Source organism: Mesorhizobium loti (genome assembly GCA_014189435.1).
In the GTDB taxonomy this organism is placed as follows: domain Bacteria; phylum Pseudomonadota; class Alphaproteobacteria; order Rhizobiales; family Rhizobiaceae; genus Mesorhizobium; species Mesorhizobium loti_G.
Map to the genome: position 1 here is coordinate 1,776,843 of CP050293.1, position 20,620 is coordinate 1,797,462.

Below are 20,620 nucleotides of genomic sequence, written 5' to 3' on the forward strand. Positions count from 1 at the left end.
GTTTGTGCCTGATAGCCTGACCCGTCGGCGGCGCTGAGGCGTCCGACACATCGATGGTGGTGGCGGCTGTCTTGTCTTTCCCTTGCGAATCCGGTCTCTCGCGCTGATGGAATTCTCTCCCCAACAGGACGACGCGCTGAAGGCGGTCGCCCAATGGCTCAAGACCGGCAAGCCGCAGCTGTTCCGGCTGTTCGGCTATGCCGGCACCGGCAAGACGACGCTGGCGCGTTATTTCGCCGAACATGTCGACGGCCAGGTGCAGTTCGCCGCCTTCACCGGCAAGGCGGCGCAAGTGCTGCGCTCCAAGGGCGCGGTCAATGCGCGCACCATCCATTCGCTGATCTATCGGCCGAAGGGCGAAGAATCGGTTGCGGACGAGGTCACCGGCAAGACGTCGATGTCGCCGACCTTCTCGCTCAACCGGCAGAGCCCGATCACGCGGGCCAAACTGGTCGTCATCGACGAATGCTCGATGGTCGACGAGCAACTCGGCCGCGACCTGATGAGTTTCGGCACGCCGATCCTGGTGCTCGGCGATCCCGGTCAGTTGCCGCCGATCTCGGGCGGCGGCTTCTTCACCGATCACGAGCCGGATTTTTTGCTGACCGAAATCCACCGGCAGGCGCGCGACAACCCGATCCTGCGGCTGGCGCTCGACGTGCGCGAGGGCCGCGAATTCATGCGTGGCGACTATGGCACGGCGCAGGTGATCGGCAAGGAAGACGTCACCCAGGAGCTGGTGCTGAAAGCGGACCAGGTGCTGGTCGGCACCAACCGTACGCGACGCCGCTACAATCAGCGGCTGCGCGAGCTCAAAGGCTTCAATGCCGACTATCCGCAGGCCGGCGACAAGCTGGTCTGCCTGCGCAACGATCCTGCCAAAGGGCTGCTCAACGGCTCGCTGTGGAAGGTGATGACCTCGTCGCGCGAAACGGTGAAGCCCGGCATCAACCTTCTGGTGTCGCCGGAAGAGGACGATCCGGACCGCGGCGTCGCCAAGATCAAACTGCTCAAGGCGGCCTTCGAGGATCCCGATGCCGACATCCCCTGGCAGCAGAAAAAGCGTTTCGACGATTTCGACTATGGCTACGCACTGACCGTGCACAAGGCGCAGGGCTCGCAATGGAACGAGATCGTGCTGTTCGATGAAAGCTGGGCCTTCAAGGAAACCCGCCAGCGTTGGCTCTACACCGCCATTACGCGGGCGGCCGAGCGGCTGACGATCGTCAGGTAGCTATCGCTCTTCCGTCGGCTGAGCGCCGAGCCATTGCCATGCCGCGGCTTCCTCGTCGGCCTTGAAATGCCTGAATTCGATGGGCGGTGAGGGCGGCAGGAAGCGTTGTGCATCCGCTATCCAGTCCGGTTCGCCGATCGTTGCGCAATGGCCGACATGTTCCAAAGCATGGATGGCGCCCTGCTTCAGGGTCTCGTCCGCGATATGGGTCCAGTCGACGCCATCATGGTCGACGAGGCGCACCAGCACATCGATGCGCAGGTGAAGGGCATAGGCAGCCTCCATCAGCCCGAAAAGGTTTTCGCCGTCGGCCGCGGAGACGTGCCCGACGATGTCGATGGCGAAAAGGTCGTCACGGCTGGTCTCGATACGACGGATCGCCGGCACGGAATCGAGGAAATTCATGGGCGGTTCCTTTCCCGGACATGTTCATCAGGCTTGGAACACCCGAAACCCCCAGTCTGTTCCCACCAAAGGCATTACTGTTCCCGCCAAAGGCATTATAGGTGGGCACGTCGAACGATCTCCGAGGCCGCCCGCATGCCCGCAAAGCTCTCCGTCAACCTCAACGCCGTCGCCATGCTGCGCAATCGGCGCGACCTGCCGTGGCCTGATGTCATCGGTCTCGGCCGCATTGCGCTTGCGGCCGGGGCGCATGGGTTGACGGTGCATCCACGCCCCGACGAGCGGCATACGAGACGCTCCGATCTGCCCGCGATACGGTCGCTGATCGACGACGAGTTTCCGCGCGCGGAATTCAACATCGAGGGCTATCCGACCGAGGATTTCCTGTTGCTTGTGGAAAAGCACCAGCCCGAACAGGTGACGCTGGTGCCGGACGATCCGGCCCAGGCGACATCGGACCATGGCTGGAACTTCGCGACCCACGCCGCGTTCCTCACTCCGATCGTCAGGCGTCTGAAGAAGGGAGGCTTTCGCGTGTCGCTGTTTTCCGATCCGGACCCCGATTGCGTGGCGGCCGCACGCGACACTGGCGCCGACCGCATCGAGCTCTACACAGGTCCCTACGGCAGCTATCATTCCGATTCCGCCAAAGCGGCCAAGGAGCTGGAAAGATTGGGAAAAACCGCTGACGCCGCGCTTGCCGCCGGGCTTCAGGTCAATGCCGGGCACGATCTGGTGGTCAGCAATCTGCCGGCGCTTGCCAAGCGCATTCCGGCATTGGCCGAAGTGTCGATCGGACATGGGTTGACAGCCGACGCGTTGGAGTATGGCATGGCCGGCACGGTGGGTAGGTTCCTCAAGGCCTGCGGGTGGTAGCGATGGCAGCCTCGCGTGGCAGGCATGGCAGTCATCACGCAACGGCACTTGATATTGCATCGCAGCAAGCGTAGAGCACCGCGCGCTTATCGGAGTGTCGTCCATGGCCCTTACCAATACTGGTAGTGAGGCAGAACCCGTCGAACAATCGAGCCATTCGGAAGTCGAACAGCACAGCACCAAGGTTCTGATGCTAGGCGCGCTCGGTGTGGTCTATGGGGATATCGGCACCAGTCCGATCTACGCCTTTCGCGAGGCGCTGGTGGCGTCGTCGGGCGGCAATGTCGCCCAGCGCGGCGATATTCTCGGCGTGCTGTCTCTGATCATCTGGTCGCTGACGATCATCGTCACCATCAAATATATCATGTTCGTGCTGCGCGCCGACAACCGCGGCGAGGGCGGCGTGCTGTCGCTGATGGCGCTGGCGCGCGGCAGTTTCCCGAAGCGCTCGGCGCTGATGCTCGGTATCGGCATCGTCGGGGCATCGCTGTTCTTCGGTGACGCCGTCATCACGCCGGCGATTTCGGTGCTGTCGGCGGTTGAGGGCATGAACGTCGTCACGCCGACCTTCCAGCCCTATGTCGTGCCGCTGACGCTGGTCATCCTGGCCATGGTGTTCGCGGTGCAGCGCTTTGGCACGGGCGGGGTGGGATTGGTGTTCGGCCCGGTGACTGCGGTATGGTTCCTGGCCATTGGCCTCTCCGGTCTCAACCACATCATCGCCGATCCCGAAATCCTGTGGGCGGTGAGCCCGCACTACATCGTCGCCTTCCTGATCAATTCGCCCGACGTCGCTTTCGTGACCATCGGCGCCATCTTCCTCGCCGTCACCGGCGCAGAAGCACTTTATGCCGATCTCGGCCATTTCGGCCGCAAGCCGATCGTGCTGGCCTGGCTGGCGATCGTGTTTCCCTGCCTGCTGCTCAATTATGCCGGGCAGGGCGCCTTCGTGCTGGCCAAGAACGGCGTCGTCGGCCATCCGTTCTTCGAGATGAACGAAGGCTGGACGCTGATCCCGATGGTCGTGCTGGCAACGGCTGCCACGGTCATCGCCAGCCAGGCGGTGATATCAGGCGCCTTCTCGCTGACCAGGCAGGCGGTGCAGCTCAACATGCTGCCGCGCCTCGAAATCCTGCACACGTCGGAGAAACAGTCCGGCCAGATCTACATGCCGCGCGTCAATCTCCTGTTGGCGCTGGTGGTGATGATGCTGGTGGTCGGCTTCGGCGAGTCCAGCAGGCTGGCGTCGGCCTACGGCATCTCGGTGACCGGCAACATGCTGGTGACGACGGTGCTGCTCTATGTCGTCATGACGCGCATCTGGAAATGGCAGCTGTGGCTGGCGGTCTCGCTGACGGCGCTGTTCGGCTTCATCGACGTCGGCTTCTTTGCCTCCAACATCGTCAAGGTGTTCGAGGGCGGCTGGGCATCGCTGGCCGTGGCCTTCACCATCGTGCTGGCCATGTGGACCTGGGTGCGCGGCAGCCGCTATCTGTTCGACAAGACCCGCCGCAACGAGATCCCGCTCGATTTCCTTGCCGGCAATCTGTTGAAGAAGAAACCGCAGCTGGTGTCCGGCACCGCCGTGTTCCTGACCAGCGATCCCTTGAGCGCCCCAACCGCGCTGATGCACAGCCTGAAGCACTACAAGGTGCTGCATGAACAGAACGTCATCCTTTCGGTGGTGACCGCGCCGCAGCCGGTGGTGCCCGACAGCGACCGGGTCAAGATGGAGACGGTCAACGAGCTGTTCATGCGGGTGACGCTGACCTTCGGCTATATGGAACAGCCCAACATCCCGCGCGCGCTGGCGATCTGCCGCAAGCAGGGCTGGAAATTCGACATCATGACGACCTCGTTCTTCCTGTCGCGGCGTTCGCTCAAGGCCTCGCCCAATTCCGGCATGCCGGTGTGGCAGGATCGGTTGTTCATCGGCCTGGCGCGCACGGCGGCCGACGCGACGGAGTATTTCCAGATCCCGACCGGACGCGTCGTCGAGATCGGCACGCAGGTGGCCATCTGAGTTTCTTGCCGATGAACGGCTGAGGAGGCGGGCATGAGCGGCGAATTGGTGCTTGTTACCGGCGGCTCCGGCTTCCTCGGCGCTCATTGCATTCTCGAACTGCTGAAGGCCGGCTACCGCGTCCGCACGACCGTTCGCTCAGCCAAGCGTGAAGCCGATGTTCTGGCTATGCTAAAGGCTGGCGGCGCCGAGCCCGGGGCGGCTCTTTCGTTTGCCGTCGCCGATCTGACGGCCGATGCCGGCTGGCCGGATGCCGTTGCCGGCTGCGACTATGTCCTTCACGTGGCCTCGCCGTTTCCGCCTGGCGTGCCGAAACATGAGGATGATCTGATCGTCCCAGCCCGTGAAGGCGCGCTGCGGGTTTTGCGGGCGGCGCGGGCCGCCGGCGTCAAACGCGTCGTCCTGACGTCATCCTTCGCCGCGATCGGTTATGGCAAGCTGCCGCTGGGCGGCCAGCCGCTCACCGAGGAGAGTTGGACCGATCCGGCCGGCAAGGTCAGCGCCTACGTGAAGTCGAAGACTTTGGCCGAACGTGCCGCCTGGGATTTCATTGCCGAGGGCGGCCCGCTGGAGCTCGCGGTCGTCAATCCGGTGGGGATATTTGGACCGGTTCTTGGCTCGGACCATTCGACCTCCACCGAATTTGTCCAGCGTATGTTGAACGGTGCGATGCCCGGGCTGCCGCGACTGTCCTTCGGCGTGGTCGACGCGCGCGACGTGGCGGACCTGCATGTGCGTGCCATGACCAATCCCGCCGCCAAGGGCGAGCGGTTCCTGGCCGTCGCCGGCGATTTCATGACGATGCGGGAGGTCGCCCAGACTTTGAAAACGCGATTGGGCGATACGGCGGCGCGCATCTCGACCAGGCAGCTTCCCGATTGGCTGGTGCGGATCGTGGGCTTGTTCGATGGGGAAGCCGCACAGCTCGCGCCAGAACTGGGTAAAGTCAAGAATGCCACCAGCGCCAAGGCGGTGCGCATGCTCGGCTGGGCGCCGCGATCACGCGAGGATGCGCTGGTTGCCACCGGCGAAAGCCTGATCCGGCTCGGGCTGCTCAAGACATCGAAATAACGATGCCGAAAGCCGGGTATCCCGGCTTCCGGCACCGCTGGCCCTCAACCGGCCAGGGCAGCTCTGTTCGCCTCGAGGAACTGCTTCAGCGTTTTTGACTTCCGGCCGGAAAGCGTCTCGACCGCGTCCGTCACCATGGCGATGCGGCCGGCGCGCGTGTTGGCGTCAAACGACACGATGATGCGGGCGAAGTCCTCGGGAACGCCGGCCGCCTTCACGCCTTCGGTCAAGGCCTCATCCGAAACCGGCACGACATTGAGTGGCTTGCCGGTGACCTCACTTACCAGCGAGGCAATCTCGGCCACGGTATAGGCCTGCGGGCCGGTCAACGTGTAGGTCTTGCTTTCGTTTGAAGCGGTAGCGAGGCCGGCGGCGATCGCGGCCGCCATGTCGTCGCGCGCGCCGTGGGCAATGCGGCCGTCGCCGGCGGACGTGTACCAGTGTCCCGAGGCGATGGCCTGCGGCAATGCCATGAACAGATTCTCCTGGTACCAGCCATTGCGGAAGATGGTGTAGGCAATGCCGCTTGCCTTGATCGCCTGCTCTGAGCCGTAGTGATCATTGGCAAACAGTATCGGCGAAACCGGTTCCGGATTCGGCATCGAGGTGTAGAGCAGGTGCGAAACGCCGGTCTTCTTCGCGGCCGCAACCGCGTTCTCGTGCTGCTTCAGGCGCTTGCCGTGATGCAGGTCGATCTCGCCGGTCGAGATGATCAGCACCCTGTCGGCGCCCTTGAATGCGGCCTCTAACGATACGGTGTCGTCGAAGTCGGCGGTCCTGATGGTGACGCCGCGCGCCGCCAGGTCGGCGAGGTTTTCCGGATTGCGGGTGGTGGCGATGATCCGCTGGGGCGGAACCTCGAGTGAGTCCAGCAGGTGGTTGATGACGCTACGGCCGAGTTGGCCGGAAGCGCCGGTGACGAGAAGGGTTTCGGTCATGGAGGATCCTGACGTTGCGCCGGAAGCGCGGTTCGAGTGTCAGTCTCAAAAAGAGACCAGCACTAAAATAGGAATTGACCTCTTGCCGTAAAGAAGGCAGTTTTTCGGGAGGTAGGCACACGCAGGGAACCAGCGGTGGACAGCAAGATCGTCAATCTGAGATCGAAGATGGAGGTCTACAAGGCGATCTCCGGCGGCGGCAATTTTGCCAATTGTCCGGTCCGTGATGTCATCCAGGGGGTGAGCGGCAAATGGAGCTCGCTGCTGATGATGGCGCTGGCCGAGCAGCCATACCGCTTCGGCGAGTTGCGGCGGCTGGTACCCGACATTTCACAGCGCATGCTGACGCAGACGCTCTACGATCTGCAGCGCGACGGCTATGTGCATCGCGAAGTGTTCCCGACCAAGCCGCCGAGCGTCGAATACAGCCTGACCGATCTCGGACATTCGATGTTCGGCGCCTTGCATCAGCTGATCCTGTGGGCCGAACTCAACCATGACGCCGTGCGCGACGCGCGCGCCGGCTTTGATGCCGCTCAAGGGTGAGCCGGTCCGTGAGCCGGAAAAAGCCCGGAGCCGCAACTTGATTTCGTCCGGCCGCTGAAGGATTGTCCCGGCCATTCGGCTTTGGGGGCATTGGCATTTCCTACGACATCGCAATTGCAGGCGCCGGGCCGGCGGGGCTGGCCATGGCGCTCTATCTCAAGCGTGCCGGCCATCGGGTCACCGTCTTCGAGCGCTTCGACGAGCCGAAGCCGGTCGGCTCTGGGCTGATCCTGCAGCCGACCGGGCTGACGGTCCTGGCCGATCTTGGTCTGCTCGACGACATACTGACGCTGGGCAGCCGCATCGATCGCCTGCACGGCGCCGACGCCCGCAGCGGCCGCACCGTGCTCGATGTCCGCTACGATGCGCAACGCGGTGGCCGCTTCGGCCTGGCGGTGCACCGGGCGGCCCTGTTCGGCGTGCTTTTCCGCGCTGCGCAACGCGAGGCGATCGCTATCGGGACCGGGGTTGAAGTCGAGGCGCTGGAGACGGGCGAACGGACGACGCTGATCTGTGGCAACGGACGAAGGGTGGGGCCGTTCGACCTGGTCGTCGACGCCAGCGGTTCGCGCTCGAAACTGCGACGCAGCGCAAGTGCTCCAGGCGAGCCACAACCGCTCACCTATGGCGCGTTCTGGGCCTCGCTCGGCTGGCGCGGCGAAGGTTTTGACGAGCATGCGCTGCTGCAACGCTACGACAGAGCGAGCGTGATGATCGGCGTGCTGCCGATCGGCAGGCCGGAGCCGGGCGCTGAAAAGATGGCGGCATTCTTCTGGAGCCTGAAGCCGTCGGATGCCGACGAGGTGCGCGCCCGGGGTCTCGACGCCTGGAAGGAGAGAGTGGTCCGGCTGTGGCCCGAGAGCGAAGCGTACACCAGCCAGATCGACAGTTTCGACCAGCTCTCGCTGGCGCGCTATGGCCACCATACGATGAAGCTTCCGGTTGGGCGGCGGCTGGCTATCATCGGCGACGCGGCACACTCGACCAGCCCGCAGCTCGGGCAAGGGGCCAATATGGCGCTGCTCGACGCCGCCGCGCTCAGCCATGCGCTGGCACGCGCGGCGAGTGTTGAGGCCGCCCTTGAAGCCTATGCGAAGGCGCGGCGCTGGCATGTCCGCATCTTCCAGGCGCTGTCGCTGGCATTCACGCCTTTCTACCAGTCGGATTCGGTGGCTTTGCCCTTCATCCGCGACAGGCTGGTGGCGACGGTGGCAAAAATCCCGCCGGCGCCGCAATTCCTTGCCTCGATGGTGGCCGGAACCGTTATCGATCCGTTCAAGCGGATTGGACTTAAGGAAACGCGGTGGAATTTCGGACAAAATCCGGGTCATGATACGACCGCATCCTAGAGTTTTTCGCCTCAGACCGATCCGCATGAACACTGTCATGTCCAAAGTCCGAAAATCGCGAGGCCTGATGCAGGTCGTTGCGTTTGTCCTGGCCACGTCGGTCGTGGTGTTGCCCTTGCCGATGGCGCAAGCCCAGACGCCAGGCCAGGCCGGTCAGCAGGCTCCAGCAGGCAGTGAAGAGGCGCTGAAGGCCCGGATCGACGCGGCTTACAAGCTGATGATGGAGGTGGGGCGCTTCGACGACGGTTATGCGCAATTGCGGGCAGCGCTGCTCGATGCCGCCAGAAGCCACCTCTATGATTTTACGGTCGAGAGTTACTCGAACGCCGGTGCGACGTTCCTCAACAACCAGATTCTCGACAACGCCGAGGAGATTTTTGCCGAAGGCCTGAAAACCAGGGCGATGCAGCAGGATGTCGCCAAGCGCGCCGATTTCTATCTCAACTACGCGATGCTGAAGCAGGCCGAGAAAGACTACCAGGGCTTCGTTTCCATGTGCGCTACGGCAACCAATCTTTACGCCCATTACCATGGCACGGAATCCCCGGAACTCATGTATGCCAACGATGTGCTGGCGACAGGGATCGCCGCATTCGGTCAAATCGCTGCGGCGATCAATGTTGACCAGCGCAATCTGGAGATTGCGGAGCGGGTGCTTGGTCAGGATGATCGCTTCACCTGGAAACTGCAGAACAATCTGGCCGATATGCTGCGCCAGATGGGCGCGCCAACCCGCGCCTTGCAGTATGATCTGAACGTGATTGAGAAGCGCATCGGCTACTACGGGCCAAATCATTTCAATGTTCTGGTCAGCGCCAACAACACGGCTCAGGACTATCTCGACCTCGCCAAGTACGACGAGGCCTTGCGCTATTTCCAGCAGGACCGGGACATTGCCGTCGTTCTCAAGCAGGAAGGCAATTTGGTCGAGCAGGCCGATGCATGGCTGCTCTACACCAGGGCGCTCTCTGGTGCACAGCCGCTCGACGCGCCGACGCTCGCACGCTTGCTGCCGCTGACCAACGATGCGAGTTATCCCGAGATATTGGCGATCAAGATCGCCAACCTGCTCGCCGCGCATTTCGCCGCCATGGGCGATACCGAAAACAGCATGAACCAACTCGATCGGGCCTATAGCATCGCCGGATCGACATACGGCTCGGTGCACCCGCTGACCTTTGCCGCGCGGCAGGCTATGGCCAACCTCAAGGCGAAGTCGAATCCCGAGGCCGCAGCCGCCGATTTTGCGGCTCTCAACGACGACATGTTGCGTTGGAATTGGTTCCAGGTGAGCACGGCCGCCAACCCGGTCGTCGCTGAAGCCAGCCGGGCCTTGGCCGATGACATGCTCTACGACTATGCGCAGCTGGCAAAAAACAACGCAACGGCAGTGCCGGCATTCGCTGAAGCGGTGCGCCGCTGGCCGACGCTCGAAAACGACAAGCGGGATCAGTTGCGCAGACTGTTGCGTTTGATCGATCCGAACGACATGGAGACACGGCATTTGATCCAGGCCGGGATACGGCTGTCCCTGGCCTACCAGGAGGCTGCTTCCAGTGGCGACAGTGCCGACGATCCAGGTGCCATGCAGCCCGACCAGGCTCAGGCGGCGTACGAAAAGGCGATCACGAGAGTCACGACCAGATATAGTTTCGGACAGAGCGCTGTGGACAAACCGCTGCCATCCGCCGGCACGCTGCTGAAGCCCAACGAGGCGCTCGTCGACTATTTCATCACCCGCAAGTGGCAGGCGGACCGCGAGAGCGCCGATCCGCTGGAAGACGAGCGCCTCTATGCGATCGTCACGCGCAAGGATCAGCAGCCGAGCCTCTATGATCTCGGCGATCCGCGCCGACTGATCCCGGCTGCTCATGAAACGCGCATGGCGAACCTTAGATCGACCCGTTCCGCGCAGGAGCGTGGCGCTGTGACTTTGGTCGATCTGAACGCCACGTTCACCGGGCTCTATGCAGGTCTCATCGCACCCCTGGAGCCGTCGCTTCGCGGCGCCGACACGCTTTTCGTGGTGCCGGACGGCAAACTGTTCTCGGTGCCGTTTCCCTTGCTGCAGGACGGCACGGGCGCGTCGCTTGATGACCGCTTCCTGGTGCGCATGCTGACGCGGCCGGAATCGTTGTTGAACGCCGGCGTCGATCAGAGCTTTCCCAAGACCGGCAAGGCCTTGCTGGCCGGCGGCCTGGATTATGCGCGCGGCACGGAAAAGGGCGCCGAGCCGCTGCCGGGCACCCGCAAGGAGGTCGACGCGATCGCGTCGATCCTGCGCGGGGACCAATATTCGGTCGAGATGCTTACCGGAACGGCGGCCGGTGAAAGGGCGCTGCGCAAGGACATGGAGCAGGCGACGGTTGCGCATCTGGCCACGCACGGCGCCTATCGCGACGAGAAAGAGGGCGGCGTTGGCGCCGTCAATGCGCTGTGGCAGAGCGAGGTGGTGCTGTCGCGGTCGGGAAACCGGCAATCGATGAAGCGCGATGATGATGACGGCCGGCTCTATGGCATGGAGCTGATGATGTGGGACCTGTCGAACCTCGACCTGCTTGTGCTGTCCGCCTGCGAGACGGCCCGTGGCCAGGAGACATTCGTCGGCGGTTTGCGCGGCCTGCCGACGGCAATCAACATCGCCGGTGCGAAGCGCTCGCTGCTGGCGCTATGGCCGGTGGACGACGCCGGAACCGCTGCCTTCATGGTCAGCTTCTACGGGTATCTTGCCGCCGGGCAGACCTATCCGGAAGCGCTGCGCCAGGCCCGTCGCGATGCCCGCGACGGCAAGATATCCGGCGCGCAGGACCCGAGGGTCTGGGCCGCCTTCGTCATGTTCGAGAACTGACGGTTGCGAGCGGACGCTTGCTGGTGATCGATCCGCTCAGGCGGATAGGGCTTGTACAAGCGGTTTGACTGGATCGCTTCGGCCAATGAGGCTCGAAAGGTACGATCCCTTCGCTTCCAGGAAGGCATGCAGGCCTTGCGGGTAGTCCGGCGCCACGGCGTGCTTGATCGACGGACGTTCACTCAACGCCTTGCGCCAGGCGCGGACGAGCGGTTTGCCGTCCAGGATGCCGAAATCACCGATCCGGTCGAAGGCGTCCAGATAGCGGAAGACCGGACCGTAAACGGCGTCGACCAGCGAAAAGTGCTTGCTGGCGAACCAGGGTCCGCCGGGCTCGTCCGCCAGTTGGGCTTCGAGACGATTGAACATGGCTGACAGCGCGCTGGATTCGGCAAGGAAGCCGGCCTCGGCCGAGGCTGAATAGAACCGGCCGATGGCATTGAGGGTTGCCGAACCGAACTCGATCCAGGCGCGATGCCGGGCGCGGGCATAGGGGTCGGCAGGGTGGAGCGGGTTGGCCTGCGTCTCTTCGAGGAATTCGAGGATGACGGCCGATTCGAAGATCACCGTTTCCTCGCCATTTCGCTGCACGCGCAGCAGCGGCACCTTGCCGAGTGGCGAGATCGCCTTGAACCAATCCGGCTTGTTGGCGAGGTCGATATCGACGCGCTCGAACGGCACGCCCTTTTCGGCCAGTGAAATCGCGGCGCGCTGCACATAGGGGCAGAGATGATGGCTGACGAGAATGAGCTTGTGTTTCATGGGGTTTTCCAAAGTTAATGCAATTGCATCTATATAGATGCATGCGCACCGATCGTCAAGCTTGATGCATCTGCATCTATTGCCTATGCTTGGCCATGACCGAGAAAGCCACGCCTTCACCCGGAGCCATAAAGGCCTGGGCTCGCCTGATGCGCGTATCGCGCCAGTTGATGGAGAGCGCCGAAGACGCGTTGAAGGCCGCCGGCCTGCCGCCGCTTGCCTGGTACGATGTACTGCATGAGCTTGCCGAGGCGGGTGAGGGCGGGCTGCGGCCGTTCCAGCTCATCGAGCGCACCCTTTTTGCGCAATACAACATTTCGCGCCTGCTGGCCCGGCTCGAGGCCGATGGGCTCGTCGAGAAACTGCCGGTGGCCGATGACGGCCGTGGCCAAACCATCCGCATCACGGCCAACGGGCGAGAGACACGCCGCCAGATGTGGGCTGTCTACGGACGCTCGATCGCCGAACTGGTTGGCGCCAAACTGTCGGCGGATGAGTTGACCATGGTCTCGGCTCTGCTTGGCCGGCTGCGCCATCCGCCAACCAGCGATTAAGCGAGGCTTGTCGCGCGGCAACGCCCATCCACTTGCAGATATTTTGCGCTCGTCCTCTTGCGCGCGGCCGCGGATTGCGCAATATGCCGAACCGTAACGTACGGTACGGCTTGTCGGGGTGACCGGTGGCCCTGCCTTTAGAGAGAAGAGCGTGTTGCACATCGTGCCCGACATCGACACCAGCGAAGCGCTGACGGAGCGGCAGAAGGCCGTGCTCGACGCAGCGTTGCGGCTGCTGGTCGAGGAGGGCGATCAGCTGACCATGACCGCCGTGGCGCGCCGCGCCAGCTGCTCCAAGGAAACGCTCTACAAATGGTTCGGCGATCGTGACGGACTGCTGACGGCGACGGTGCAATGGCAGGCTTCGAAAGTGCGGGTGGCGCAGGTCGACGGCAAGGGGCTTGATCTGGCCTCGCTGACCGCAAGCCTCGAACGCTTCGCCTCGGACTGGCTTAAGGTGATTTCAAGCGACACGTCGATCGCGCTCAACCGGGTGGCGGTCAGCCATGCCGGTTCCGGCAAAGACAATCTCGGCGCCGTGGTGCTGGAGAACGGCCGCTTCGCATTGGCCAAACGGCTGAAGCCTGTGCTTGAGGCCGGCCGACAGACCGGGCTTTTGGATTTCGCGGATGCCGAAACGGCGTTCCGCACCTTTTTCGGGCTGGTCGCCCGCGATGTGCAGATCCGTCTGCTGCTCGGCGACCGGCTGGAATTGACTGAGGCGGCGATCGGCGGCGATGCCGCGCGGGCGACGCAGCAGTTTCTCGCTCTTTTCAAGAGCAAAAACCGGCCGCAAGGCCTCTGATTCATAACGGGAAGGAAGACAAAATGCGCGTCTATTACGATCGTGATGCCGATCTCAATCTGATCAAGGGCAAGAAGGTCGCTATCATCGGCTACGGCAGCCAGGGCAGGGCGCATGCGCTCAACCTCAAGGATTCCGGCGCCAAGGAGATCGCCATCGGCCTCAAGGCCGGCTCGGCGACCGCCAAGAAGGTCGAAGCCGATGGGCTCAAGGTGATGAGCGTGGCGGACGCTGCCAAATGGGCCGACCTGATGATGATGGCAACGCCCGACGAACTGCAGGCCGACATCTACAGATCAGAGATCGCGCCGAACATCCGCGATGGTGCGGCGATCGCTTTCGCGCACGGCCTCAACGTGCATTTCGGCCTGATCGAGCCGAAGTCGACGGTCGACGTCGTCATGATCGCGCCGAAGGGCCCCGGCCACACGGTGCGCGGCGAATACCAGAAGGGCGGCGGCGTGCCGTGCCTGGTCGCCGTCAACCAGGACGCCTCTGGCAATGCGCTCGACCTGGCGCTGTCCTACGCCTGCGGCGTCGGCGGCGGCCGTTCGGGCATCATCGAGACCAATTTCCGCGAGGAGTGCGAGACCGATCTGTTCGGCGAGCAGGTTGTGCTGTGCGGCGGTCTGGTCGAACTGATCCGCGCCGGTTTCGAGACACTGGTGGAAGCCGGTTACGCGCCTGAGATGGCCTATTTCGAGTGCCTGCACGAGGTCAAGCTGATCGTCGACCTGATCTATGAAGGCGGCATCGCCAACATGAACTACTCGATCTCGAACACCGCCGAATGGGGCGAATATGTCTCGGGTCCGCGCATCATCACCGCCGAGACCAAGGCCGAGATGAAGCGCGTGCTGAAGGACATCCAGACGGGAAAATTCACCTCGGAGTGGATGCAGGAATACCGCGCCGGCATGTCGCGCTTCAAGGGCATCCGCCGCAACAATGACAGCCACCAGATCGAGGAAGTCGGCGCCAAGCTGCGTGCGATGATGCCGTGGATTTCGAAGAACAAGCTGGTCGACAAGGCCAAGAACTAAGCTACACGTTGTTGCCTTTGCGCGTCCTCGGGCTTTGCCCTGCGGGCGCGCGGGGGATCTAGAACAAGCTGGTCGACAGGGCCAAGAACCAAGGTTCGGACTCAGTCGTACCTCAAATCGGGCTCACTGCGCGTTGCTCGCAGTGAGCTTGTCGAGGCCATGCACCAGCACACCGATGCGCCTTGCCCACAGATAAAAAAACGGCGCCACGGTGGAGTGGCGCCGTTGGATGCCTCCGCCGACAGGGCGGCTTAGCTATAGGGCGACCAGCATTGCTGGCGCGGGCCACCGTAGGGCTGGAACGTGTTGTCCCAGGCGCGATACGACCGGTACCTGTTATAGCACCACTGGACATGGGCATTGGAAACCCGCTGCGTCCGATAGGTGCGGTAGTAGCGGCGCGGCGGCGGCCCGTCGTAATAATTGTTGTTGTTGTACATGCTGCCGAGGCCAAGCCCCAGCCCAAGGCCCAGGATCGCGGCTGCTCCATCATCGTAATGGCGGCCATGGCGGCGACCGTGACGCCAACGCCAGTCATCGCCGCCATTCCAGTTGCCTCCGCCATTCCAGTTGTCGCGGTTCCAATTGCGACGCCCGTCATGACGGCGCCATCTCCAATTGTCGCCGTTGAACTGCCGGTTAGGGCCGTCGCCGGCCCAACCGTCACGGACCGGTGTAATAGTCGGCGCCACCGAGCTGGTGGGAATCGACATGTTCGGCTGCATGATCGGTCCGGCGGCGGACGGTGCCGTGACGCCGGAGAGGATACCGAGGGCTATCAGCCCGGATTTGACCGTGGAAGAAAAGAGCGAATTCATTGCACTCTCCAAGAGTTACAGGCCCCACGCCCACCCGAGGAATGGGGCAACAATGGATGTTTGCATCTGAACGGCGGATGAACGGAAAGGTTCCGTCAACCATGGCGCGAAAACCTCCAGGACCAATCGATCCCAGCTGGTGGTCCTGCGACCTTGTTTTCTCCGGCACTTGCGGGCAAAGGTCAGGGCATGTCGCTGCGCCTTGCCACCTTCAATGTCGAGAACCTGATGAACAGGTTCGATTTTTCCGGCTATCGCAACCAGCTCAACGAGGATCGAACGCTGGCGCTGTTCGATATCCAGAGCGAGGCGGAATACAAGATGCTGGAGCAGGCGCGCGCCATCGCCCAGTCCGACGACACGCGCCAGCTGACGGCGCTGGCGATCGCGGCCACCCGCGCCGACATCATCTGCATGCAGGAGGTCGACAATATCGAGGCGCTGAAGGCCTTCGAATACGGCTATTTGTTCAAGATGGTGGGGCAGGGCTACCGGCAGAAATACACCACATCGGGCAATGATTCGCGCGGCATCGACGTTGCCGTGATGATGCGCAACGAAACCGCGCAGGGCCAGCCGATCGAATTCGTGCGCATGACCAGCCATGCCTATGTCACCTACGAGCAGTTCGGGCTGCACACGCCGGAGCTGGCGGCCCTCGGCAACCAGGCCAATGAGCGCATCTTCCGGCGCGACTGCCTGGAGGTCGATGTCACCGTGGGCGGCGTGCCGCTGACGCTCTACCTCGTGCATTTCAAGTCGATGGGCTCGCCGCGCAACGGGCTCGACGGGCGCGAGGCGACGATGCCGGTGCGTGCTGCGGAGGCGCAGGCCGTGCGGCGGATCATCGAGGAGCGTTTCGGTGGGGAGCATGCCGCCGACAAGCGCTGGGCGATCTGCGGCGACATGAACGACTACCGGCAGCGCGTGAAGATCGCCGGCGACGCGTTCGACGGCTACCACTTCGAGGTGGTCGACGAGGCCGTGTCCTGTATCAACGTACTGACAGAAGGTGGCTTCTGCGAAAATGTCGTCGAGCGGCGGCCGGAGATGAACCGCTGGAGTTTCTACCACACGCGCGGACCGGAAGAGCGGCATCTGTGCCAGCTCGACTACATCCTGTTGTCGAAAGGGCTCGCCGCCAGCAACGCGACTGCCGTTCCCGACATCATCCGCAACGGCCAGCCCTGGCGCACCATCTTTCCGCCGGGGCAGGAAGTGGAGCGCTTTCCGCGCGCCGGCTGGGACCGGCCGAAGGCGTCGGACCATTGCCCGGTGGCGATCACCCTGGACATGGCCTGAGCTGCGTTAGAACGAGATGAGCTTCGACCTGCCCCGCAATGTCATCCTGCCGGTCGACGGCATCGAAGTCCGGCTCGATCCTGGCCCGCATCCCTTCGCCAGGGATAATGCAGAGGCGATCGCCGAGAATTGGCAGCGCGAAATCGCTGCCAATCCAGCGCTGTTCGACGGCACGGTGGTGCTGCTGTCGCTACTCGTCTACCGCGACAACCGTCTCGTCGGCCGCTGCCATGCGGTCAACTACTCGACGTTCATGCTGTGGCGAAAACGGCGCGACAATTCCGGCGCCGAGCATGCCTATGCCCATGCCGTGCTGGTGGCCGGCGACAATGCGCTGGTGGCGATCCGCATGGGACCGCATACGGTCAATGCTGGCCGCGTCTATTTCGCCGCCGGCTCGTTCGAGCCTGTCGATTTTCGCGATGGTCTGGTCGATGTCGACTTCAACATGATCCGCGAGGTGCGCGAGGAGACCGGTCTCGACCTGTCAGGTGCCGAACGCGGCAAGCGCTGGCACGCCCTGTCGACCAACAGCGGCACGGTGATCTTCCGCCGCTATCACGAGACAGCGCCCGCCGACGAGATCGCCCGGCGCATCTCAGCCTTCGTAGCGGCCGAGACCGAGCCGGAGATCGAGGGGCCGGTGATCATCCGGCACGCCGCCGACCTGCCGGTTGGGCTGTCACCGCACATGATGCCGCTGATCGAGTGGCATTTTTCGGGCGTCGATTAACGGGGCGTCTTGTTCTGCGCGTCCTTGCGATCGTTGCGGGCGGCGACGAGGAACAGGATAAAGCCGATGCCCAGCAAGCCGCCCATCGCCATTCCCATCGTCTGGCCGACGACTGCCTGGAAATCCGATGTGACGCGATCGGGATTGGCCATGCCGTAGCGGGCGAGATACCACCAGATGCCTGCAAGGAAGACCTCGATGATGATCATCGCCAGAATCAGTCGCGCCTTCTTGCTCATGCGTTATTCGCCCCGACCAGAGATATCTTTGCCTTAAAGCCTGGGGATCGCCGAGTCGATCGAATCTGCATCGAAATGAGGTCGATTTGGCAGTGAAGGCCGCCGGCAATGCAGCGCGCGCTGGGCCTCCCCTTGCATGCCGCCAATCCGTCTGCTAATACTGAACCAGATGGTTCAGTATTCTCGGATCCGCTTAGATGCCTCGTTCGCCGCGCTCTCGGACGCCACCCGACGCGGCGTTCTGGAGCAGCTCGGCCGTTCGGACGCTTCGATCACGGAGCTTGCCGAGAAATTCCACATGACCCTCACGGGCATGAAGAAGCATGTCGGCGTTTTGGAGCAGGCGGGGCTCGTCACCACAGAGAAGGTCGGGCGCGTGCGGACCTGCAAGCTCGGCCTACACGGACTGGAGGAAGAGGCGGCATGGATCGAGAGGCACCGCCGGCTCTGGGACGCACGCTTCGACGAGTTGGACAAGGTTGTCGAGGAATTGAAACGGAAGGAGAAAGTCGATGGACGAAAGAAGAGATAGTAAGCCCAGCCCCATGAAGAACCGCACGACGGTGGAACGGAAGTCTGAGCGTGAGCTCGTCGTTACGCGAACCTTCAACGGCCCGGCGCGCATCGTTTTCGAGGCGTGGACCAAGCCCGAGCTGTTCAAGCGGTGGTGGGCGCCGAAGTCGATGGGCATGTTCCTGCGTTCCTGCGATATGGATGTTCGTGTCGGGGGCGGGTACCGCTTGGTGTTCGGCCACGATGCCTCAAACCCTGCCGAGTTCTTCGGTAGGTATATCGAAGTGACACCGCACTCGCGCCTCGTCTGGACCAATGACGAAGGTGGTGACGGTGGACCCGTCACCACGGTGACCTTCGAGGAAAAAGGTGGCAAGACGCTGCTGGTCCTGCACGAGCTCTATCCCTCGAAAGAAGCTCTCGACGCTGCCGGCACCGGGGCGGCGGATGCGATGGACGAGCAGTTCGAGCAGTTGGACGAGCTTCTCGTCACGCTGGGCGCGGGCGAGGGACGGTCATGAAGCCGTCCGCGCGTGGAACAGCGTTGACCGGTCGTTGATCGGACTGCGACAGCGTTGTCAGCAAGCATCCAAGGTTGTGGATGGAGGTCGCCTTGGCGGAGTTGGCCTGGGCTTACTCATGCCTAAGCGCGTCGATCGGGTCGAGCCTGGCGCCGCGCAATGCCGGGAAGAAGCCGAACACCATGCCGATCAGGGCAGAAAAGCCGACGGCGAGCAGGATGACCGCCGGGCTCGGCGCAAACGGGATGGTCAGCGTCACCGAGGCAAGGCCGGCCAGTGCCAGGCCGATCAGGATGCCGATGATGCCGCCGAGCAGCGACAGCACTGTCGCCTCGACCAGGAACTGGATGAGGATGTGTTTTTCATGCGCGCCTATGGCGAGCCTGATGCCGATCTCACGCGTGCGTTCGGTGACCGATACCAGCATGATGTTCATGATGCCGATGCCGCCGACCAGCAGGCTGACACCGGCGACGGCGCCCAGCATGCCGGTCATGGTGGTGGTGGCGCTGGCCATGGCGTCGGCGATCTGGGTCATGTCGCGGATGGCGAAATCGCTCTCGCGCTCGGGCGTGATGCGGCGCGCATCGCGCAAGATGTCCTCAACGCGCGGCTGCAACTCGCTGGTTGGTGTGCGGTCGTCGGCGGCGATGTAGATGTTGTCGATGTCGCGGTTGCCGGCGATACGGCGCTGATAGGCATGCAGCGGCATCAGGACGACATTGTCCTGGTCCTGGCCGAAGCCGGTATAGCCCTTGGGCTCGAGCAGGCCGATGATCTTGCAGGAGGTGCGGTTGACGCGGATGATCTCGCCCTCGGGGTCACCGGCGCCGAAGAATTGCTGGCGCACCGTCTCGCCGATCAGGCACACGCCGGTGCCCGAGCGGGTTTCGGAATCGCTGAACGGGCGACCCGACACCAGCTTCCAGTCGCGCGCATCGAGATAGGCGCTGTCGGTGCCGGTGACGCCCGAGGTCAGGCTCTCGGTGCCGAAGATGACGCGGACCTGCTTTTGCGAGGCCGGCGAAATGGCGCGCGCGCCGGTCAGATGCGCAACGAGTGCTGCCAGGTCCTTTTCTGCCAGCGGACGCACCACCTGGTCGAGCCCGCCCGGAGCGCCGGGGCCGGCCGGACGGCCGGAGCGGACGACCAGCAGATTGCTGCCAAGCTTGGAGATGTCGGCCTTGACCTTTTCGGTGGTGCCGGAGCCGATGGTGAGCATGGCAATGACGGCCGCAACACCGATGACGATGCCGAGCAAGGTCAGAAACGAGCGCAGCACGTTGCGACGGATCGAGCGGAGCGAGAGGCGAACGGTTTCCCAGATCATTGTGCCGTCTCCAGCTTCCTGGAATCGGAAGCGACGTGGCCGTCGAGGAAGCGGATGGTGCGTTCGGCATAGTCGGCGACGTCGGCTTCATGCGTGACCATGGCGATGGTCAGGCCAAGCTCGGTGTTCAGCCGGGTCAGCAACTCCATGATCTCGTGCGTGCGCGCGGTGTCGAGATTGCCGGTCGGCTCATCGGCGACAAGCAGCGTCGGGCGCGTGACGATGGCGCGCGCGATCGCCACGCGCTGCTGCTGGCCGCCGGACAGTTCGGCTGGCGTGTGGTGCTCGCGGCCGACAAGGCCAACCTCCGCCAGCGCCTGCATGGCAAGGTCGCGGCGCTCGCGGGCGGCGACCCCGCGATAGATCAGCGGCAGTTCGACATTTTCCGCCGCCGTGGTGCGGGCCAGCAGATTGTAGCCCTGGAAGACGAAGCCGACATAGAGGTTGCGCAGCATGGCGCGACGGTTACGGTCGAGGCGGCCGGCGTCGATGCCCATGAAGGAATAGGTTCCGGCCGTCGGCGTGTCGAGGCAGCCGATGATGTTCATCGCCGTCGACTTGCCGGAGCCGGACGGACCCATGATGGCGACGAATTCACCACGCCGAATGGCAAGGTCGACGCCGGCCAGCGCATGCACCTTGGCTTCGCCCTGGCCGTAGCTCTTCCAGACCTTGTCGAAGGTGATGAGGGTCGCGCCCGCGGCCACGGC

The 20,620-nt window shown here is 63.3% G+C and carries 21 protein-coding genes; 14 read left to right on the forward strand and 7 right to left on the reverse strand.

What is annotated here, in order from left to right:
* Positions 1-106: 106 nt before the first annotated feature.
* Positions 107-1,234 (forward strand): AAA family ATPase, encoded by a 1,128-nt coding sequence (locus HB777_08570; GenBank protein ID QND63954.1) that lies wholly within the window; start codon positions 107-109, stop codon positions 1,232-1,234.
* Here the strand turns inward: HB777_08570 and HB777_08575 are convergent, their stop codons facing one another.
* The gene (locus HB777_08575) at positions 1,235-1,639 is read right to left on the reverse strand and encodes an STAS/SEC14 domain-containing protein (protein ID QND63955.1); all 405 of its coding nucleotides are present in this window, start codon (positions 1,637-1,639) and stop codon (positions 1,235-1,237) included.
* A gap of 135 nt (positions 1,640-1,774) precedes the next feature.
* Here HB777_08575 and HB777_08580 point away from each other — a divergent pair, with 135 nt between their 5' ends.
* The 3 genes from HB777_08580 to HB777_08590 all read left to right on the forward strand — a co-directional run bounded on the left by HB777_08580 (position 1,775) and on the right by HB777_08590 (position 5,609).
* On the forward strand, positions 1,775-2,515 hold the full coding sequence (locus HB777_08580; protein QND63956.1) for a pyridoxine 5'-phosphate synthase: 741 nt from the start codon (positions 1,775-1,777) through the stop codon (positions 2,513-2,515).
* A 103-nt stretch (positions 2,516-2,618) separates the two neighbouring features.
* Entirely contained in the window at positions 2,619-4,538 is a 1,920-nt protein-coding gene (locus HB777_08585; protein ID QND63957.1) for a potassium transporter Kup, read from the forward strand.
* Positions 4,539-4,571: 33 nt separating this feature from the next.
* Complete coding sequence (locus HB777_08590; GenBank protein QND63958.1) at positions 4,572-5,609, forward strand: aldehyde reductase; 1,038 nt, start codon at positions 4,572-4,574, stop codon at positions 5,607-5,609.
* A gap of 44 nt (positions 5,610-5,653) precedes the next feature.
* Here the strand turns inward: HB777_08590 and HB777_08595 are convergent, their stop codons facing one another.
* The gene (locus tag HB777_08595; GenBank protein QND63959.1) at positions 5,654-6,547 is read right to left on the reverse strand and encodes an SDR family oxidoreductase; all 894 of its coding nucleotides are present in this window, start codon (positions 6,545-6,547) and stop codon (positions 5,654-5,656) included.
* Between the two features lie 135 nt (positions 6,548-6,682).
* Here HB777_08595 and HB777_08600 point away from each other — a divergent pair, with 135 nt between their 5' ends.
* The 3 genes from HB777_08600 (at position 6,683) to HB777_08610 (ending at position 11,290) form a co-directional block, all read left to right on the forward strand.
* On the forward strand, positions 6,683-7,093 hold the full coding sequence (locus tag HB777_08600) for a helix-turn-helix transcriptional regulator (protein QND63960.1): 411 nt from the start codon (positions 6,683-6,685) through the stop codon (positions 7,091-7,093).
* A gap of 62 nt (positions 7,094-7,155) precedes the next feature.
* The gene (locus tag HB777_08605) at positions 7,156-8,442 is read left to right on the forward strand and encodes an FAD-dependent monooxygenase (protein ID QND63961.1); all 1,287 of its coding nucleotides are present in this window, start codon (positions 7,156-7,158) and stop codon (positions 8,440-8,442) included.
* Between the two features lie 37 nt (positions 8,443-8,479).
* A complete protein-coding gene (locus HB777_08610; GenBank protein ID QND63962.1) occupies positions 8,480-11,290 on the forward strand; it encodes a CHAT domain-containing protein in 2,811 nt (936 codons plus the stop codon).
* Positions 11,291-11,326: 36 nt separating this feature from the next.
* On the opposite strand, the gene HB777_08615 is transcribed toward HB777_08610, so the two are convergent.
* Positions 11,327-12,052 carry a glutathione S-transferase family protein gene (locus HB777_08615; protein ID QND63963.1) on the reverse strand — a complete coding sequence of 242 codons (726 nt, stop codon included), beginning with the start codon at positions 12,050-12,052 and terminating at the stop codon, positions 11,327-11,329.
* A 95-nt stretch (positions 12,053-12,147) separates the two neighbouring features.
* On the opposite strand from HB777_08615, the gene HB777_08620 reads away from it, so the two are divergent.
* From HB777_08620 to ilvC, 3 genes are all read left to right on the forward strand, one after another.
* Positions 12,148-12,606, forward strand: a complete 459-nt coding sequence (locus HB777_08620) for a winged helix-turn-helix transcriptional regulator (GenBank protein ID QND63964.1) — start codon at positions 12,148-12,150, stop codon at positions 12,604-12,606.
* 151 nt (positions 12,607-12,757) lie between these two features.
* Positions 12,758-13,411, forward strand: a complete 654-nt coding sequence (locus tag HB777_08625; protein ID QND63965.1) for a TetR/AcrR family transcriptional regulator — start codon at positions 12,758-12,760, stop codon at positions 13,409-13,411.
* 23 nt (positions 13,412-13,434) lie between these two features.
* Positions 13,435-14,454 (forward strand): ketol-acid reductoisomerase, encoded by a 1,020-nt coding sequence (ilvC, locus tag HB777_08630; protein ID QND63966.1) that lies wholly within the window; start codon positions 13,435-13,437, stop codon positions 14,452-14,454.
* Positions 14,455-14,705: 251 nt separating this feature from the next.
* On the opposite strand, the gene HB777_08635 is transcribed toward ilvC, so the two are convergent.
* Complete coding sequence (locus tag HB777_08635) at positions 14,706-15,272, reverse strand: BA14K family protein (GenBank protein ID QND63967.1); 567 nt, start codon at positions 15,270-15,272, stop codon at positions 14,706-14,708.
* A gap of 189 nt (positions 15,273-15,461) precedes the next feature.
* Between HB777_08635 and HB777_08640 the strand changes: the two genes are divergently transcribed.
* Both HB777_08640 and HB777_08645 read left to right on the forward strand, forming a co-directional pair.
* Positions 15,462-16,574, forward strand: a complete 1,113-nt coding sequence (locus HB777_08640) for an endonuclease (GenBank protein ID QND63968.1) — start codon at positions 15,462-15,464, stop codon at positions 16,572-16,574.
* 16 nt (positions 16,575-16,590) lie between these two features.
* The gene (locus tag HB777_08645) at positions 16,591-17,307 is read left to right on the forward strand and encodes a hypothetical protein (protein ID QND63969.1); all 717 of its coding nucleotides are present in this window, start codon (positions 16,591-16,593) and stop codon (positions 17,305-17,307) included.
* Here the strand turns inward: HB777_08645 and HB777_08650 are convergent.
* Complete coding sequence (locus HB777_08650) at positions 17,304-17,546, reverse strand: hypothetical protein (GenBank protein QND63970.1); 243 nt, start codon at positions 17,544-17,546, stop codon at positions 17,304-17,306. The two genes, HB777_08645 and HB777_08650, sit on opposite strands and share 4 nt — an antisense overlap.
* A 169-nt stretch (positions 17,547-17,715) precedes the next feature.
* On the opposite strand from HB777_08650, the gene HB777_08655 reads away from it, so the two are divergent.
* Together HB777_08655 and HB777_08660 are read left to right on the forward strand one after the other, a co-directional pair.
* The gene (locus HB777_08655; GenBank protein ID QND63971.1) at positions 17,716-18,078 is read left to right on the forward strand and encodes a helix-turn-helix transcriptional regulator; all 363 of its coding nucleotides are present in this window, start codon (positions 17,716-17,718) and stop codon (positions 18,076-18,078) included.
* Between the two features lie 13 nt (positions 18,079-18,091).
* Positions 18,092-18,580, forward strand: coding sequence for an SRPBCC family protein (locus HB777_08660; protein QND68711.1), 489 nt, complete (start codon positions 18,092-18,094; stop codon positions 18,578-18,580).
* A 112-nt stretch (positions 18,581-18,692) separates the two neighbouring features.
* On the opposite strand, the gene HB777_08665 is transcribed toward HB777_08660, so the two are convergent.
* Both HB777_08665 and HB777_08670 read right to left on the reverse strand, forming a co-directional pair.
* Positions 18,693-19,910 carry an FtsX-like permease family protein gene (locus HB777_08665; protein ID QND63972.1) on the reverse strand — a complete coding sequence of 406 codons (1,218 nt, stop codon included), beginning with the start codon at positions 19,908-19,910 and terminating at the stop codon, positions 18,693-18,695.
* The gene (locus tag HB777_08670; GenBank protein ID QND63973.1) at positions 19,907-20,617 is read right to left on the reverse strand and encodes an ABC transporter ATP-binding protein; all 711 of its coding nucleotides are present in this window, start codon (positions 20,615-20,617) and stop codon (positions 19,907-19,909) included. The genes HB777_08665 and HB777_08670 overlap by 4 nt, the downstream gene beginning before the upstream one ends.
* Positions 20,618-20,620 lie beyond the last annotated feature (3 nt).